The 16349-nt window shown below is 60.1% G+C and carries 18 protein-coding genes; 13 read left to right on the top strand and 5 right to left on the bottom strand.

All coding sequences use genetic code 11. The annotated features are described in order from the left end of the window. The first annotated feature begins 10 nt into the window (after window positions 1-10). Complete coding sequence (locus BLP23_RS03645; RefSeq protein WP_092583575.1) at window positions 11-448, top strand: DUF4174 domain-containing protein; 438 nt, start codon at window positions 11-13, stop codon at window positions 446-448. 24 nt (window positions 449-472) lie between these two features. Beyond that, on the top strand, window positions 473-649 hold the full coding sequence (locus BLP23_RS33580; protein ID WP_092583574.1) for a hypothetical protein: 177 nt from the start codon (window positions 473-475) through the stop codon (window positions 647-649). On the opposite strand, the gene BLP23_RS03635 is transcribed toward BLP23_RS33580, so the two are convergent. Together BLP23_RS03635 and BLP23_RS03630 are read right to left on the bottom strand one after the other, a co-directional pair. Further along, window positions 634-1515, bottom strand: a complete 882-nt coding sequence (locus BLP23_RS03635; RefSeq protein ID WP_092583573.1) for a LysR family transcriptional regulator — start codon at window positions 1513-1515, stop codon at window positions 634-636. The genes BLP23_RS33580 and BLP23_RS03635 overlap by 16 nt on opposite strands. Next, window positions 1512-1871, bottom strand: a complete 360-nt coding sequence (locus tag BLP23_RS03630) for a putative quinol monooxygenase (protein WP_092583572.1) — start codon at window positions 1869-1871, stop codon at window positions 1512-1514. Before BLP23_RS03630 ends, BLP23_RS03635 begins: the two co-directional genes overlap by 4 nt. Window positions 1872-2067: 196 nt before the next feature. On the opposite strand from BLP23_RS03630, the gene BLP23_RS03625 reads away from it, so the two are divergent. From BLP23_RS03625 to BLP23_RS03575, 11 genes are all read left to right on the top strand, one after another. Further along, window positions 2068-3564 carry a CoA-acylating methylmalonate-semialdehyde dehydrogenase gene (locus BLP23_RS03625; RefSeq protein WP_092583571.1) on the top strand — a complete coding sequence of 499 codons (1497 nt, stop codon included), beginning with the start codon at window positions 2068-2070 and terminating at the stop codon, window positions 3562-3564. Between the two features lie 160 nt (window positions 3565-3724). Continuing rightward, on the top strand, window positions 3725-4816 hold the full coding sequence (locus BLP23_RS03620; RefSeq protein WP_233426621.1) for a YjgN family protein: 1092 nt from the start codon (window positions 3725-3727) through the stop codon (window positions 4814-4816). Further along, window positions 4806-5855: a M48 family metallopeptidase gene (locus BLP23_RS03615; protein ID WP_092583570.1), complete on the top strand. Its 1050-nt coding sequence runs from the start codon at window positions 4806-4808 to the stop codon at window positions 5853-5855. Before BLP23_RS03620 ends, BLP23_RS03615 begins: the two co-directional genes overlap by 11 nt. Before the next feature lie 128 nt (window positions 5856-5983). Next, entirely contained in the window at window positions 5984-6460 is a 477-nt protein-coding gene (rirA, locus tag BLP23_RS03610) for an iron-responsive transcriptional regulator RirA (protein ID WP_022717231.1), read from the top strand. Between the two features lie 343 nt (window positions 6461-6803). Continuing rightward, on the top strand, window positions 6804-8399 hold the full coding sequence (locus BLP23_RS03605; protein WP_092583569.1) for an ABC transporter substrate-binding protein: 1596 nt from the start codon (window positions 6804-6806) through the stop codon (window positions 8397-8399). Between the two features lie 86 nt (window positions 8400-8485). Then, entirely contained in the window at window positions 8486-9490 is a 1005-nt protein-coding gene (locus tag BLP23_RS03600) for an ABC transporter permease subunit (RefSeq protein WP_022717233.1), read from the top strand. Between the two features lie 25 nt (window positions 9491-9515). Further along, window positions 9516-10412, top strand: coding sequence for an ABC transporter permease subunit (locus tag BLP23_RS03595; protein WP_092583568.1), 897 nt, complete (start codon window positions 9516-9518; stop codon window positions 10410-10412). Then, the gene (locus tag BLP23_RS03590; protein ID WP_092584257.1) at window positions 10412-11428 is read left to right on the top strand and encodes an ABC transporter ATP-binding protein; all 1017 of its coding nucleotides are present in this window, start codon (window positions 10412-10414) and stop codon (window positions 11426-11428) included. The genes BLP23_RS03595 and BLP23_RS03590 overlap by 1 nt, the downstream gene beginning before the upstream one ends. Beyond that, window positions 11425-12378, top strand: coding sequence for a peptide ABC transporter ATP-binding protein (locus tag BLP23_RS03585; RefSeq protein WP_092583567.1), 954 nt, complete (start codon window positions 11425-11427; stop codon window positions 12376-12378). The genes BLP23_RS03590 and BLP23_RS03585 overlap by 4 nt, the downstream gene beginning before the upstream one ends. 28 nt (window positions 12379-12406) lie before the next feature. Beyond that, the gene (locus tag BLP23_RS03580) at window positions 12407-12940 is read left to right on the top strand and encodes a gluconokinase (RefSeq protein ID WP_092583566.1); all 534 of its coding nucleotides are present in this window, start codon (window positions 12407-12409) and stop codon (window positions 12938-12940) included. Window positions 12941-13016: 76 nt separating this feature from the next. After that, entirely contained in the window at window positions 13017-13403 is a 387-nt protein-coding gene (locus tag BLP23_RS03575; RefSeq protein ID WP_092583565.1) for an ester cyclase, read from the top strand. 27 nt (window positions 13404-13430) lie between these two features. Here the strand turns inward: BLP23_RS03575 and BLP23_RS03570 are convergent, their stop codons facing one another. The 3 genes from BLP23_RS03570 to BLP23_RS03560 form a co-directional block, all read right to left on the bottom strand. Next, window positions 13431-14678 (bottom strand): NAD(P)/FAD-dependent oxidoreductase, encoded by a 1248-nt coding sequence (locus BLP23_RS03570; protein WP_092583564.1) that lies wholly within the window; start codon window positions 14676-14678, stop codon window positions 13431-13433. A 77-nt stretch (window positions 14679-14755) separates the two neighbouring features. After that, a complete protein-coding gene (locus tag BLP23_RS03565; protein ID WP_092583563.1) occupies window positions 14756-15259 on the bottom strand; it encodes an isoprenylcysteine carboxyl methyltransferase family protein in 504 nt (167 codons plus the stop codon). Further along, entirely contained in the window at window positions 15256-16308 is a 1053-nt protein-coding gene (locus tag BLP23_RS03560) for a type III polyketide synthase (protein ID WP_092583562.1), read from the bottom strand. The genes BLP23_RS03565 and BLP23_RS03560 overlap by 4 nt, the downstream gene beginning before the upstream one ends. Window positions 16309-16349 lie beyond the last annotated feature (41 nt).

Here is a 16349-nt window from a genome sequence, read left to right as displayed (position 1 = left end):
GAGAATGAGAATGTCAAAAACGCTTCTTTACGGTGCAACCAAGGTCGAAGAGACGGACGGCGCTCAGGCGCCGGTCGCAAGCCTCGAAGAGTTCCGGTGGAAGAGCCGGGTTCTGGTCATTTTCGCCGACAAGGACAATAGCCGCGCTGCGCGCCAGGAAAACCAGCTGCTTGCCGATCGTACCGGCCTGGGTGAGCGCGACATGGTCATTCTCAAGATTTCTGGCAGCACGGTCAAGCCGATCTTCGGCGCAGGCGGCAATTTGAATGAAAGGGCGCTTCGAAAGGAGCTTGGGGCTCCCGAGGCTGGTGAATTCGCAGCCGCCCTTGTCGGCAAGGATGGAACGGTGAAGCTCAAGGTGAGCGAGCCGATGAGCAACGGCGAACTCTTTGCCATCATCGACAGCATGCCGATGCGTGCGGCCGAATCCCTGAAAACCGACAAGTGAGCAATCGAAGACGGAAGGAGCAGGATGTCCGTTCCCAACGAACCTATCCCCGATCAGCCGCCGATGCCAGGGCCTGGCTGGAAACCGGAGCCGCCTGTCAAGGAGCCGGATCCCGATCGCCTGCCGGACGAGACGCCCAATCCCAATCCGGACGAAAACGAAGAGCCAGCAAAGCAGGCCGGTGGTCAGAGAAATATCTGACGTTCCGCGCCGACCAGTTCCTGAAGAAAGTCGGCGACGGTGCGTACGCGCACCAGATCGCGGGCGCTCTCGTGATAGGTCGTCCAGTAGGCACGCCGGATCGAGACATCGGGCAGGATACGAACCAGTTCGTCATACTGCCGGGCGATGTAGTCGTGCAAGATGCCGATTCCAGCGCCGGAACGCACCGCTTCGGTCTGACCGGTCGCCGAGGAGATCTCAAAGCCAGCGCTCCAGTTGCGCATGACCTCTCCGGTGAAATTAAGCGATTGAGAGAAGAGCAGGTCCTCGACATAACCGATGCGGCGATGCTGCTTGAGCGCCTCGTTGTTGTCGGGCAGGCCGTTCTGTTCGGCGTAGCCGCGCGAGGCATAGAGCCCCAGCGTATAGTCGGTCAGCTTCGAGGATACGAGGCGCCCCTGTTCGGGCCGTTCCAGCGTGATGGCGATGTCCGCCTCGCGTTGGGATAGCGAAAAGGAGCGCGGCACTGGCACCAACTGGATTTTCAGCTCTGGATGACGCTCGATCAGCCGTCCGATCCGCGGGGCCAAAAAGGAAACGCCGAAGCCGTCCGGCGCCCCGACCCGGACGGTGCCAGCGATAGCCGTGTCGGTGCGGCCGAGGTTGGCCTGCGCGGCGAGCATCTCCGTCTCCATCCGCTCTGCCGAGGCGAGGAACACTTCGCCTTCGGCAGTCAGTTCGCAGCCATTGGTGCGGCGAGTGAAGAGGCGAGTCTTCAGGGCCTCCTCGAGCGACGTCACGCGCCGCGAGAGGGTAGCGTGGTTGAGCCCCAGCCGCTTGGAGGCGGCAAGGATCTGCCCCGTTCTGGCTACGGCGAGGAAGATGCGGACGTCGTCCCAGTTCATGTTCTTGTGTCCTTGCTGCCAACCTGCGTCGCCAAATGATCGCCGGTCTTACCCCGCAGAATGATGGGATCGACATCAATGAGTGACAGCGACCGGACCATGCGGGCGCTCGCCGTCTTGTACTTGAGGAAATGCGGCATTCGGAGATGCGCTTCGTAGTCCTCCTGGCTGGCATAGACTTCGAAGATGCAGATTTTTTCCGGATGATCCTTGATCGAGACCGCGTATAGGGTCAGCACGCCTCGTTCGGACGCGACCGACGCCTCGATTTCATCAGCCAGGAGCGCACGATAGGCATCGAGCTGGGCAGGGTCTATCTCCAGTTCCGCCATTCTCACGACACGTTTGCCGCTCATCGATGGACGACCTCCTCTTGAGTTCGGCCCCTTGCGCGCGGCTGTCCAGGGTTGCGCCTTGAGAAGGCCTGCTGGAGGAGTGCTCGCAGTTGGAGCTTCAATTTTTGCACAACGGTTGCTTATCGCATTGCATTGATTTGTGCAAATTGAAGTGCGATTATGCACCATCAACGGAAATCAAAGAGGAGGCACATCCATGCGTGAGATCGGTCATTTCATTGGCGGCAAGCATGTTGGGGGCAAAAGCGGCCGCAGCAGCAACGTCTACAACCCGGCAACCGGTGAGGTTCAGGCGACGGTGGCGCTCGCAAGCGTCGAGGAAATCCGTGCCGCGGTCGAAAACGCCAAGGCGGCGCAGCCGAAGTGGGCCGCAACCAATCCGCAGCGCCGCTCCCGCGTCTTCTTCAAGTTCGTGGAACTCTTGAACAAGCATATGGACGAGCTTGCCGAGCTGCTCTCCAGGGAGCACGGCAAGACTGTCGAAGACTCCAAGGGCGATATCGTCCGCGGTCTTGAAGTCTGCGAATTCGTCTGCGGTATCCCGCATCTGCAGAAGGGCGAATTTACCGAAGGCGCAGGTCCGGCGATCGACATGTATTCGCTCCGCCAGGCCGTCGGCATTGGCGCTGGCATCACCCCATTCAACTTCCCAGCCATGATCCCGATGTGGATGTTTGCGCCGGCAATCGCCTGCGGCAACGCCTTCATTCTCAAGCCCTCCGAGCGCGACCCGTCCGTTCCTCTGCGTCTGGCCGAACTGATGATCGAAGCCGGACTTCCGGCCGGCATCCTGAACGTCGTCAACGGCGACAAGGCCGCCGTCGATGCGATCCTGACGGACCCGGATATCGGCGCCGTCTCCTTCGTCGGTTCCACGCCGATCGCCCGTTACGTCTATGGCACTGCCGCCATGAACGGCAAGCGTGCCCAGTGCTTCGGCGGCGCGAAGAACCACATGATCATCATGCCGGATGCCGACTTGGACCAGGCCGTCAACGCGCTGATGGGCGCAGGTTACGGTTCGGCTGGCGAACGCTGCATGGCGATCTCGGTTGCGGTTCCCGTCGGTGAGGAAACCGCAAACCGCCTCGTCGAGAAGCTGACCCCGAAGATCGAGTCGCTGCGCATCGGCCCTTATACCGACGACAAGGCCGACATGGGACCGCTCGTCACCAAGGAAGCCTATGCCCGCGTCAATAGCCTGATCGATCGCGGCGTCGAGCAGGGCGCGAAACTCGTCGTCGACGGCCGTGGCTTCAAGCTGCAGGGTTATGAAGACGGCTATTTCGTCGGCGGTTCGCTGTTCGATCACGTCACGCCTGACATGGACATCTACAAGACCGAAATCTTCGGACCTGTGCTTTCAGTCGTCCGCGCCAAGAACTACGAAGAGGCCCTCGATCTGCCGATGAAGCACGAATACGGCAACGGCGTCGCCATCTATACCCGCGACGGCGATGCCGCCCGCGACTTCGCCTCGCGCATCAATATCGGCATGATTGGCATCAATGTTCCGATCCCGGTTCCGCTCGCCTATCACTCCTTCGGCGGCTGGAAGGCCTCCAGCTTCGGCGACCTCAACCAGCACGGTACGGACTCGATCAAGTTCTGGACCAAGACCAAGACCGTCACCGCCCGCTGGCCGTCAGGCATCAAGGACGGCGCCGAATTCGTCATGCCGACCATGAAGTAGTATCGAAAAGCACGTGAATACCGATTGGGGGCCACCACGGCCCCCAATTTTGCGATTTTAAGTTGTTAAATTTTCATACGCATGCTTCTCAGCTTGAGGAAGACTGGCTAGTTTTCGCCCAGACGCCGGATCGGCCGGCGAAGGGGTAGGGAAACAGCGAATGCTTTTTAAGAACCAGATGCTGGCGGACACGCCGGCAAATCCGTTTCAACGCGCGAAATTCACGGGCAGCGCTTCGGAGTATTTCGGCATCTGGATCGTGAACGTGCTTCTTACGATCGTCACGCTCGGTATTTATTCGGCCTGGGCGAAGGTTCGGCGCAACCGGTATTTCTATGGCAATACGGTCCTGCTCGGACGCGCGTTCGAATATCATGCGACCGGCAAGCAGATTTTCATCGGCCGTTTGATCGTCTTTGCTGCCATCATCATCGTCAACGTCATAACCACCATCAACCCGCTCTTTTCGCTTGTCACGACGTTGGCCATCTTTGTCGCGTTGCCTTGGCTGATCATGCGGGGCATGCGGTTCAATGCCCGTGTCACAAGCTACAGGAATGTTCGGTTTGACTTTGTAGGCGGCGCCGGCGGCGCCTTCGTCGCGGTCATTCTCGCAAGCCTGCTGGCGGCGATATCCCTCGGCCTGCTCGCGCCGTTCGCCAGCCGCTGGCTCAACCGTTATGTATTTAACAACCTGCGCTACGGCGACCGTACGTTCCATACCGATCCGCGTATCGGCTCACTCTATCGGGCTCTCGTGATCCCGGCGCTGATGGTTGTCGTTGGCGGCATCATCCTCGCGGTCATCGGTTTGGGCGCGGCAGGTGCAGTCATGCCGCTACTCGATGGTGCGCAGACTGACGAGCGCGAGGCGACGGCTGCGATTGTTGGATTGCTCTATCTGGCGCTTTTCGGCGTCTTCATCGTTTATGGCCTGGCAGCCCTTGTCTATCGGGCAGCGGTTCACAACATCGTCTGGTCATCTATGACCATCGATGGGCGTCACCAGCTCAGAAGCGATCTGGGTCGCGGACGTTATGCCTGGATCGCTCTGTCGAATTTGCTGGTAACCATCTGCACGCTCGGCTTGATGCGTCCTTGGGCGGCGGTGCGTCAGGCACGTTACATTGTCGAGCATACCGCAATCCTTGTCGATGGAGAGATAGATCAGGTTGTCACCGCCGTGGAAGCACGCGGAGCGGCGATCGGCGCGGAATATATGAGCATGGAAGGATTCGACTTTGGCTTCTGAGGAGGAAGTCATTGCACATGGAGATTGGTATCCGCCGAACTCCAACGGATCGATTGTTGCGCAACTGGTTTCGCGCAGTGGGGAGGTCATTGCCCAGGCAAACGAGGGGGCGGTTCATTCGGCCGCCCCCTTCGCGGCCTTGTCGTTCAGCTCTCGCGTCGGATCGATCCCGCGCCGGGTCACGTTTCCCGACCGTTCGGTGTTCGAAACACGCGACAATGACGCCGTGGACGCCTTTCTCCGGGCACGGGGAAGGAAGGCAGTCAGCCGCGCCTATCATCTGGAAAGGTTTCATCCGCGCATTCTGCTATTTGCTCTCTGCGTTGTTCTGCTGGCATTCGGCACCTATCGTTTTGCGCTTCCGGCAATGGTCGAGGTTGCAGTCCTCGTTACGCCTCCAGTTGTGCCGCAGCTGATTTCATCCGGTGCCATCAACGCGCTCGACAATACCGCCTTTTCACCGAGCCGCCTGTCTGCGAATCTCCAGCAAGACATCCTCGAGCGCTTCGAGCGCGTGTCAATTAATGCGCAGGGTGGTGTCAGGGGTTACAAGCTGAATTTCCGCTCCGGCGGCCTGATCGGCCCGAATGCTTTTGCGCTGCCGGACGGCAATATCGTCCTGACGGATGAACTCGTGGAAATGGCAGGTGGCGACACCGAAATGATTGCCGCCGTTCTTGCCCATGAGATCGGCCATGTCGAGCATAAGCACAGCCTGCGTCAAATCTATCGCGCCGCCGGCATCGCAGGCTTGGTAATGCTGATTGCCGGAGACGTCGGCTCAGGTGTTGAAGATGTCCTGACCCAAGGCGGTGGATTGCTGGCGCTTTCCTACTCGCGATCAGCCGAAAGCGAAGCAGATCGCAGGTCCGTCGAGCTGATGAGAAGGTCCGGTATGGACCCGGCCGCGATCGTGCGCTTTTTCGATATGATCGAGACGAAACTTGGCGACCACTCCGAAACCAGCATGCTCTCCACGCATCCCGGTACGCCAGAAAGGAAAGAAGCCATCCTGAAATACGCCGGAAACGCTAACTGAAATGGCGCGGCTGCGGCTAGCTGTGCAAACGTGAATGTAAATTTCATATTTTGGAATTGTTCAAAACTACGAAAGCCACTATATAGCATCCATACGAGTATCCAGCCCGCGCGATTCAGGAGAACGGCATGCGATTGACGAAGCAGACCAACTATGCGGTTCGCATGTTGATGTATTGCGCTGCCAATGAAGGACGTCTGAGCCGGATTCCCGAAATTGCCAAGGCATACGGGGTTTCTGAACTCTTCCTGTTCAAAATTCTGCAGCCGCTGAACAAGGCAGGCCTGGTTGAAACCGTCCGGGGCCGCAACGGTGGCGTCCGGCTTGGCAAACCGGCGAAGGACATCAGCCTCTTCGACGTCGTCAAAGTCACTGAAGACAGTTTTGCGATGGCCGAGTGCTTCGAAGACGGCGCGGTCGAATGCCCGCTGGTCGACAGCTGCGGTTTGAACTCGGCGCTGCGCAAGGCGCTCAACGCTTTCTTCGACGTGCTGGCTGAATATTCGATCGACGATCTCGTGAGGGCGCGCCCGCAGATCAACTTCCTTCTCGGCCTGACTGGCGAAGATTACCGCAAACCCGCCATCAGCGCTCCGGCTGCCTGACGCCTGACACGTAATAGTCGAATAAGCCTCGTCGACCGCAGCCGCAGCATGCAGCTGCGGTTTTTGCGTTTAGCTCCTCCGGATTGAACGCCGAGTGGCTTTTTCGTGTATCCAAAAAGCGCGAAATTATACCAAAAGCGACAAAAACTCAGCTCCTTACGTCCGATTATTTCCAAATGAGGCCGATTTTTGACGGAAAATTTCTAAAGTTGTCCAACTGGAAAAATTTTCTGCAGATACCGTTGCTTTCAGCAAATAAATATCGTTCCATCGGCCCGCCGATCGGGAATATTTGTGCTCGATCTCCAAAGATCAAAAAAGAACAAACCTGGGAAACAAAATTATGAAAAAGCTCTCCGTCCTGCTGGCAGCGACGGCCCTGGCTTCGGTCATGGCGACGTCGGCCTGGTCAAAAACCCTTGTCTATTGCTCTGAAGGTTCGCCGGAAGGCTTCGATCCGGGCCTCTACACCGCAGGCACGACCTTCGACGCGACCTCGCGCACCGTCTACAACCGCCTCGTCGAATTCAAGCACGGCAGCACCGAGATCGAGCCGGGTCTCGCTGAAAGCTGGACCGTTTCCGACGACGGCACGGTTTACACCTTCAAGCTGCGGTCGGGCGTCAAGTTCCAGACGACCGAGTTTTTCACGCCGACGCGCGATCTCAACGCCGACGACGTCATTTTCTCCTTCGAGCGCCAGCTGAAGGCCGACAATCCGTGGAACAAGTATGTCGAAGGCGGTTCCTATGAATATGCCGCCGGCATGGGCTTCCCGGAGCTCATCAAGTCGATCGAGAAGGTCGACGACCTGACGGTCAAGTTCACCCTGGCGCATCCTGAAGCACCCTTCATGGCCGACCTCGCCATGGATTTTGCTTCGATCCTGTCGAAGGAATATGCAGACAAGCTAGCGGCTGACGGCAAGATGAACCAGATGAACCAGATGCCGCTCGGCACCGGTCCGTTCACTTTCGTCGCCTACCAGCCGGATGCCGTCATCCGCTACAAGGCCAACGAGAGCTACTTCAAGGGCAAGGAAAAGATTGACGATCTCGTTTTCGCGATCACCTCCGACGCTGCCGTCCGTGCGCAGAAGCTGAAGGCCGGCGAATGCCACATCATGCCGTACCCGAATGCTGCCGACGTAGCCGAATTGAAGAAGGACGAGAACCTGACCGTCATGGAACAGGCCGGCCTCAACGTTTCCTACGTTGCCTACAACACGCTGGTCCCGCCGTTCGACAAGGTTGAAGTCCGCAAGGCTCTCAACATGGCGATCAACAAGCAGGCGATTATCGATGCCGTCTTCCAGGGCGCTGCAGCGGTTGCCAAGAACCCGATCCCGCCGACGATGTGGTCATATAACGATGCCGTCGAAGACGACAAGTATGATCCGGATGCGGCAAAGAAGATGCTTGCCGATGCCGGCGTCAAGGATCTCAAGATGAAGCTCTGGGCGATGCCCGTCTCGCGTCCGTACATGCTGAATGCTCGCCGCGCAGCCGAACTGATGCAGGCCGACCTCGCAAAGATCGGCGTCGAAGTTGAGATCGTGACCCATGAATGGGCCGAATACCTGAAGCTCTCCTCCGCCAAGGACCGTGACGGTGCCGTTATCCTCGGCTGGACCGGTGACAACGGCGATCCGGACAACTTCATGGATACGCTCCTGGGCTGCGACGCGGTCGGCGGCAACAACCGCGCGCAGTGGTGCAACAAGGAATTCGACGACCTGATGACCAAGGCCAAGACGACGGCAGATGTTGCCGAGCGCACCAAGGCCTACGAGCAGGCTCAGCTGATCTTCAAGAAGGAAGCTCCCTGGGCAACGCTCGACCATTCGCTCGTCTTCATTCCGGTCAGCAAGAAGGTTTCCGGCTTCGTCCAGGATCCGCTCGGCTACCACCGCTTCGACGGCGTCGACATTTCCGAATAACAAGAATTATGCAAGAATGCCCGGCTAACGCCGGGCTGGCCGGCGGTCAGGTTCCCTGACCGCCGGAAACTATTGGAACATCTGCCATGTTGCGATTTCTCATCGGGCGCCTCGCGGTCCTGATCCCAACATTCCTCGGCGTCACGCTCATTGCCTTCTCGTTCATCCGCATGCTTCCCGGCGATCCAGTCATGCTTCTGTCGGGTGAACGCGTGATGGCGCCTGAGCGTCACGCCCAGATCATGCACGATCTCGGTTTCGACCGACCCATGTACATCCAGTACTTCGATTACCTCGGCAAAGTGCTGCAGGGCGACTTCGGAACGTCGATCGTCACGAAGCGCCCGGTTCTCGGTGATTTTGGTGCGCTCTTCCCGGCAACGCTCGAGCTCTCGCTTTGTGCCATTCTTCTGGCGGTCTGTCTTGGCGTGCCCGCCGGCGTCTTTGCCGCCGTCAAGCGAGGCACGTGGTTCGACCAGAGTGTGATGGGGGTCGCCCTTGTCGGCTATTCGATGCCGATCTTCTGGTGGGGCCTGCTGCTCATCATCTTCTTCTCCGGCTATCTCGGCTGGACGCCCGTTTCGGGCCGCATCTCGCTCATGTATTTCTTCAAGCCGGTCACCGGCTTCATGCTCATCGACAGCCTGCTGTCGGGCCAGGCGGGCGCCTTCCGCTCCGCCGTCAGCTATCTCATTTTGCCGACGATCGTGCTTGCCACCATTCCGCTTGCCGTCATCGCGCGCCAGACCCGCTCGGCGATGCTCGAAGTGCTTGGCGAAGACTATGTGCGGACTGCCCGCTCCAAGGGCTTGAAGCCACTTCGAGTCGTTGGCGTGCATGCACTGCGCAACGCCATGATACCGGTTGTGACGACCATCGGTCTGCAGATCGGCGTCCTTCTAGCGGGCGCGATCCTGACCGAGACGATCTTTTCCTGGCCCGGTATCGGCAAGTGGATGGTCGATTCGGTGTTCAAGCGGGACTATGCGGTTGTCCAGGGTGGTCTGCTGCTGATTGCCGGCATCATCATGCTGGTCAATCTGATCGTCGATATCACCTATGGCTTCATCAACCCACGTATTCGGTATTAGGAGCGGTCCCGTGAGTACGACAAACATGCAGACCGGCACGGTCGCAGCAAAAACCGCCCACCCATCGGCTCTTGCGGAGTTCTGGTATTATTTCTCGCGAAACAAGGGCGCCGTGATCGGCCTCGCCGTTTTCGTCCTCATTCTCGTCGTGGCGCTATTTGCGCCGCTCGTTGCGCCGCATGCACCAAACGAGCAGAACCGGCAGATGCTGCTTCTTGCTCCGTTCTGGATGGAAGGCGGCAGCTCGTCCTTCCCGCTCGGGACGGACGCTGTCGGACGCGACATTCTCTCGCGCCTCATCTATGGCGCGCGCTTCTCGCTCTTCATCGGCGTTGTCGTCGTGACGCTCTCGGTGATCGCTGGTGTGCTGATCGGCCTCGTGGCCGGCTATTTCCGCGGCCGCATCGATATCGCCATCATGCGCCTGATGGATATCATCCTCGCCTTCCCGTCGCTGCTTTTGGCCCTCGTCCTGGTCGCGGTCCTTGGCCCCGGCCTCATCAACGCGATGATTGCGATCTCCATCGTCAACCAGCCGCATTTCGTGCGCCTGACGCGTGCCTCGGTCATGGCCGAGCGTGAGAAGGAGTATGTCATCGCATCGCGCGTCGCCGGTGCCGGCACCTTGCGGCTGATGTTCAAGACCATCCTGCCGAACTGTCTCGGGCCACTGATCGTCCAGGCGACGCTCGCCTTCTCGGCAGCGATCCTCGATGCTGCGGCTCTCGGCTTCCTCGGCATGGGCGCCCAGCCTCCGACACCCGAATGGGGCACAATGCTCGCCGAAGCGCGAGAGTTCATCCAGCGCGCCTGGTGGGTCGTAACGTTCCCGGGGCTTGCCATCCTCGTTACCGTTCTTGCCATCAACCTGATGGGCGACGGGTTGCGCGATGCGCTCGATCCCAAGCTGAAGAGGTCATGATGCCACTTCTCGATATTCAGAATCTGACCGTCGAATTCCAGACGTCTTCCGGTCTCTTCCGCGCCGTAGACGGCGTATCGCTCAGCTGCGACAAGGGCGAGATCCTCTCGATCGTCGGCGAATCCGGCTCCGGCAAGTCCGTTGCAATGCTCGCCATGATGGGCCTTCTGCCCTGGACGGCGAAGATCACCGCTGACCGCATGACTTTCGACGGCAAGGAACTCATCGGCATTTCCGGCCGACAGCGCCGCAGGATTATCGGCAAGGACATGGCGATGATCTTCCAGGAGCCGATGTCGAGCCTGAACCCATGCTTCACGGTCGGCTTCCAGCTTGGCGAGAGTCTGCGGGTGCACATGGGTCTGAACCGCAAGGAGCGCCGCGAGCGCTCGATCGAGCTCCTGAACCTTGTCGGCATCCCGGCGCCGGAAGATCGTCTGTCGAACTTCCCTCACCAGATGTCCGGCGGCATGAGCCAGCGCGTGATGATCGCCATGGCGCTCGCCTGCAATCCGAAGCTCTTGATCGCCGACGAGCCGACGACCGCGCTCGACGTGACGATCCAGGCGCAGATCCTCGATCTGCTCGTGCGCCTGCAGAAGGAGCAGGGTATGGCGCTGGTATTGATCACCCACGACATGGGCGTCGTCGCCGAAACTGCCGAGCGGGTGCAGGTTCAGTATGCCGGACAAAAGGTCGAGGAGCAGCCGGTCAAGGCACTCTTCCGCGACCCGCATCATCCCTATACCGCCGCATTGCTTTCCGCCCTGCCGGAGCGTGCCCAAGTCGGCCAGCATTTGCCGTCGATCGCCGGTGTCGTTCCCGGCCAGCATGACCGCCCGCGCGGCTGTCTCTTTGCGCCGCGCTGCGGCTATGCGACGGTCGAATGCGATCGTGGCGTCGTCCGCCAGGGGACGGAACTCGGCCTCGCACTCTGCAACTATCCATTGAAAGACGGCAAGCCGCTCGGTCATCCCGGCGTGATGCCGAAGCAATCCGCTGGAGACTTCGTATGACCGGCGCCGTTCTCGAGGGCAAGGATCTTGCCCGTTTCTACACTGTCAATCGCGGCATGTTCAAATCGGAGGCGACCGTCAAGGCGCTGAACGGCGTGAGCTTCAGTCTCTATTCCGGCAAGACGCTTGCCGTCGTCGGCGAATCCGGTTGCGGCAAGTCGACGCTCGCGCGCCTGGTCACGATGATCGAAGACCCGACGGCAGGCGAACTGCTGATCGACGGCAAGCCAGCTCGCGTCGGCGACCGGAGTCTCCGCAGCCAGGTGCAGATCGTTTTCCAAAATCCTTACGGATCGCTCAATCCGCGCCAGAAGGTCGGTGCGATCCTCGAGGAGCCGCTAAAAATCAACACCGATCTCGATGCCGCACAGCGCCGTCGCAAGGCAGAGGAAATGATGGCGCGCGTCGGGCTGCGGCCGGAACACTACGATCGATATCCGCACATGTTCTCCGGTGGCCAGCGCCAGCGTATCGCGATTGCCCGCGCCCTCATGCTGCGGCCGAAGGTGCTGGTGCTCGACGAGCCGGTTTCGGCGCTCGACCTGTCGATCCAGGCGCAGGTGCTGAACCTGTTGATGGATCTGCAGAAGGAAATGGGGCTTGCCTATCTCTTCATCTCGCATGGTCTTTCGGTCGTTCGCCATATCGCCGACGATGTGATGGTCATGTATCTCGGCCGTCCGGTCGAGACAGGGCCGGCGGCCGAAGTCTTTGCGCACCCGCGTCATCCCTATACGGCGGCACTTCTGTCGGCGACGCCGATCGCCGATCCTGATCGCGCCAAGAGCCGCATCCGTCTGCAGGGCGAGCTTCCCTCGCCGCTAAAGCCGCCAACCGGCTGTCATTTCAACCCGCGTTGCTGGAAGGCGCAGGACTATTGCCGTCGGGTGGAGCCTGAACTAAGTGGAGAGGGCGAACAAAAATACGCCTGTCATTTTCCACTCGACTGAACGGAGGCAGGCGACGACGGAGGACGGAATGCCGGAGCGGACGAACAAGGCCCATGCAATCATCGTCATGGGCGTCAGCGGCTCCGGAAAATCCTCAATCGGCGAGAAACTGGCGGAGGCGCTCAGTCTTCGCTTCATTGAAGGCGACCAGCTTCATCCGGCATCCAACGTCGAGAAGATGTCGAAAGGCATTCCACTGACCGACGCGGACCGCATGCCCTGGCTCGACCTCATCGGTGAAGCCATGAAGGCGGCTCTTGCAAAAGGCGATGGCGTCATCGTCTCCTGCTCGGCGCTGAAGCGCATCTATCGCGAGCGGCTGCGGGTTGCGGCCGGCGGCAATCTCTTCTTCGTCTATCTCGAAGGTTCGAAGGAGCTGCTGAGCGAGCGCATGGGGCATCGCTCGGGTCACTTCATGCCGACGTCGCTGCTTGAAAGTCAGCTCGAAACGCTGGAAGTGCCGACCGGCGAGCCAGGGGTCGTAACGGTGGGTATCGACGACACGATCGAAGACATCGCCGAGGAAGCCCGAAAGAAGCTAGCGCCGCTCGGCGTTGCCTGAGCACGATCTATTGACGGCCTCTTCGAAGCGGCCATCTTTGAGTGCTCATAGAAGTCCAGTGCCCGGAGGACTTGCCTTGAACAGGGCCGAACTTTCCACGATTTATCGCGGCTACATCGCCTGCCTGAACGCGCGGGACTGGCAGCAGCTGAGGCGCTTCGTCGGCGACGATGTGCGCCACAATGGCCGGCGGCTTGGCCTGGCAGGCTATCGGGCGATGCTGGAGCGGGATTTCGAGGAGATTCCCGATCTTCGTTTTGACGTCCAGTTGCTGACGTCCGACCCACCCCTTATTGCATGCCGGCTGGCTTTCGATTGCACGCCGAAGGGAACGTTTCTCGGCCTTCCAGTCAACGGACAGAGAGTCTTTTTCACCGAAAACGTCTTCTATCGCTTCGATCGGGAAAAGATCGATGAGGTATGGTCGATCATCGACAAGGCGGCCATCGAAGCACAACTCTGATGAAAGCCGCCACGTCTTGTCGTGCCGCTACGGATTGAAGCGCTGCGGAGAATAGGCGGAAATATTGATGAACGGCGTCTCGCCGGTGATCAGTTCCGCCAGCACGCGACCGGTCACCGGCCCGAGCGTCAGGCCGTGGTGCGCGTGCCCGAAGGCGAACCACAGGCCGTTGTGCCGCGGCGCCTTGCCGATGATCGGCATCATGTCCGGCGTGCAGGGGCGCGCGCCCATCCACGGCTCTGGATCGAGCCTGCGTCCGAGCGGGAAGACGGTACGGGCGACCTTTTCCGCGCGGTCGAGCTGAACCGGCGTCTTCGGCGCGTCGAGTGCTGCGAATTCCGCACCGGTGGTCAGCCGGATGCCGCGGTTCATCGGCGCGAGGAAATAGCCGCGCTCGGCATCGAGCGTCCAGTTGTTGAGGACGGCATTGCCTTGCGCCGCATAGTGCATGTGGTAGCCGCGCTTGACCCCAAGCGGAAAGGAATAGCCGAGCCGCTTCGTTGCAACCGCAGCCCAGGGGCCGAGCGCCATCACCGCGTCGTCTGCCTCGATCGAGCCTTCGGACGTCATGATTTTCCAGCCGGAACCCGACTGGCCGAGCGAAACGGCGTCGCCGACAACAAAGCGGCCGCCAAGGCTTTCGAAATAGCTGCGGTAGGCGGCAGTCAGCGCTTGCGGATCAAGGACCGACCAGGGATCGCGCCAGCGGATGCCGCCGGCGAAGGTCTTCATGAGGCTAGGCTCCATGCGGGCAATATCCGCGGAAGACAGCGTTTCATAGCTGACGCCGAATTCCTTCTGCCAGCTTTCGGCCTCAGCAAGCTCTTCGTCGCGCTTTACTTCGGTCCGGAAGATCTTCATCCAGCCATCCTTGCGGATCAGCTGTTCTGCATGCGACGCCTCGATCAGGTCCTTGTGCTCCAGGATCGAGTTCTCGATCAGCGGCGCATAGGCACGGGTGATCATCTCATGGCGCCGTGCATTGGAGTTCCACCAGTACCGGGCGAGGAAGGCGAGCTGGCCCGGGAGGGCCTTCAGGTGATAGTGCGCGTCGATGCGGTTGTTGAGCGCGTAGCGCAGCAGCAGTCCGATCTGTTGGGGAAAGCCGTAAGGCACGACACCTTCACGCTGGATCAGTCCCGCATTGCCGTACGAGGTCTCGCTGCCGGGATCCTTGCGGTCGATCAGCGTCACTTGCCGTCCACGCCGTTGCAGATGAATTGCCGTCGAAACACCGACGATGCCGGCACCGAGCACGATTGCGTTCTTGGTCATTTTTCCCTGCAGCCCACTGAATTCCAAGGGTCGAAAATGCCCTTAGGATTGCAATGGCGCAATTGAAAAATCGCATTTTATTTCAAAATCATTGCCGTTTTGAGTGCGGCATTTTCGGCACGGATGCGGATGGCGAGCATGAGCGCGTTCAAGATCGTGAAGGCCGCCGCGTAGAGCGGCATGCCGAAGGCAAGCGGCAGGACCGCGATCTCCCCTGCAACGATCGCATAATTCGGATGCCGGATGAAGCGATATGGCCCGCTACGGACGAGCGGCGCCTCCGGCAGAACGACGATCCGCGTCGTCCACCGCTCCTTGAGTGTGGCGAGCACCCAGAGGCGGAGGATTTGCAGCAGCATGAAGATGCCGAACCAAACAAGGTTCACCGGCCTCTCCATGGCGAGCAGCCACAACCCGCCGATCCAGGCGGCATGCAGCGCGACCATGTAGGGGTAGTGTTCCGCCCCGGTCTCGCGTGCGCCTTTTGCAAGAAGCGCGGCCGTGTTGCGCCTGGAGAGAACAAGTTCGCCGAGCCGCTGGACCGTGACGAAGGTCAAAAGCGCGATGGACGCAAGCATCATGCCGTCCTCCGCAGCGTAACGCAGCTTGCGGAAAATCCCGGTCCCATGGCGATCATCGCAGCGCGGTCGGGCAGGCCGGCGCGGATTGCGCGTTCCAGCACGAAGAGGACGGTTGGCGAGGACATGTTGCCATAGTCGGAAATCACGTCGCGCTCGTGATCCAGCGAACCGGGCGCGAGCGAAAGCGCACTTTCCATTGCTGCCAGCACCTTGGTTCCGCCCGGGTGGCATATGAAACGGTCGATATCCTGACGCGACAGGCCATTGCGGGCAAGGATCGCGTCGACAGCGGGACCAAGCTCCGTCTCCGCGAAGGGTGGCAGCGACTGTGCAAGCACGATGCCGAAGCCTGCGTCGTCGATCTTCCAGCCCATAATATCGAGCGTGTCGGGAAACAGATGTTCACCGCTCGACTCCACTTCGGCGATGCCGTCTCCACCATTGCGAAGCACGCAAGCTGCGGCACCATCGCCGAAGAGTGCGGTTGCGATGATATTGGGCCGCGTCAGCTCGTCCAGCCGGAAGGCGAGGGTGCAGAGTTCGATCGTCACGAAGAGCACGGTCCTGCCCGGTTTGCCCTTCGCCAGACGCGACGCGATGCCGAAGCCCGAGACGCCGGCAGCACAGCCAAGCCCGAACACGGGGACGCGCTCTGTATCCGCCCGAAAGCCCATCTTTCCGGCAAGCCGCGCATCGAGGCTCGGCGTTGTAAACCCGGTGGAGGAGACGGTGACGACACAATCGATGTCGCTTGCCTGCAGATCGGCCTGCCGCAGTGCATTGGTCGCCGCTTCGATGAAGAGGCTGCTTGCGACCTCCGCATAGGCCTCCATCCTGTCCTGCCAGCCATGCGGCTCGTCGAACCATGAGAGCGGCCGCGCCGCATGCCGCTTGGTAATGCCCGCATTGTCGAAGACGCTCGCAAGATGCCGAAAGTCCTGGAAGCGGCGGGCAAAGAGGCGGGCCGATGCCTCGGCTGCTTCTGCCTGGGTGATGATGTGTTCGGGCACTGCAATGGCGAGGCTCAGAAATTTGACCGTATCGTTCACGGCATTCTCCTTTTGCCGGCGGTAAAGCGGAGAACACCTCT

The organism is Rhizobium mongolense subsp. loessense (genome assembly GCF_900099775.1).
Taxonomy (GTDB): Bacteria; Pseudomonadota; Alphaproteobacteria; order Rhizobiales; family Rhizobiaceae; genus Rhizobium; species Rhizobium loessense.
This window is presented reverse-complemented; position numbering and strand designations above follow the sequence as displayed.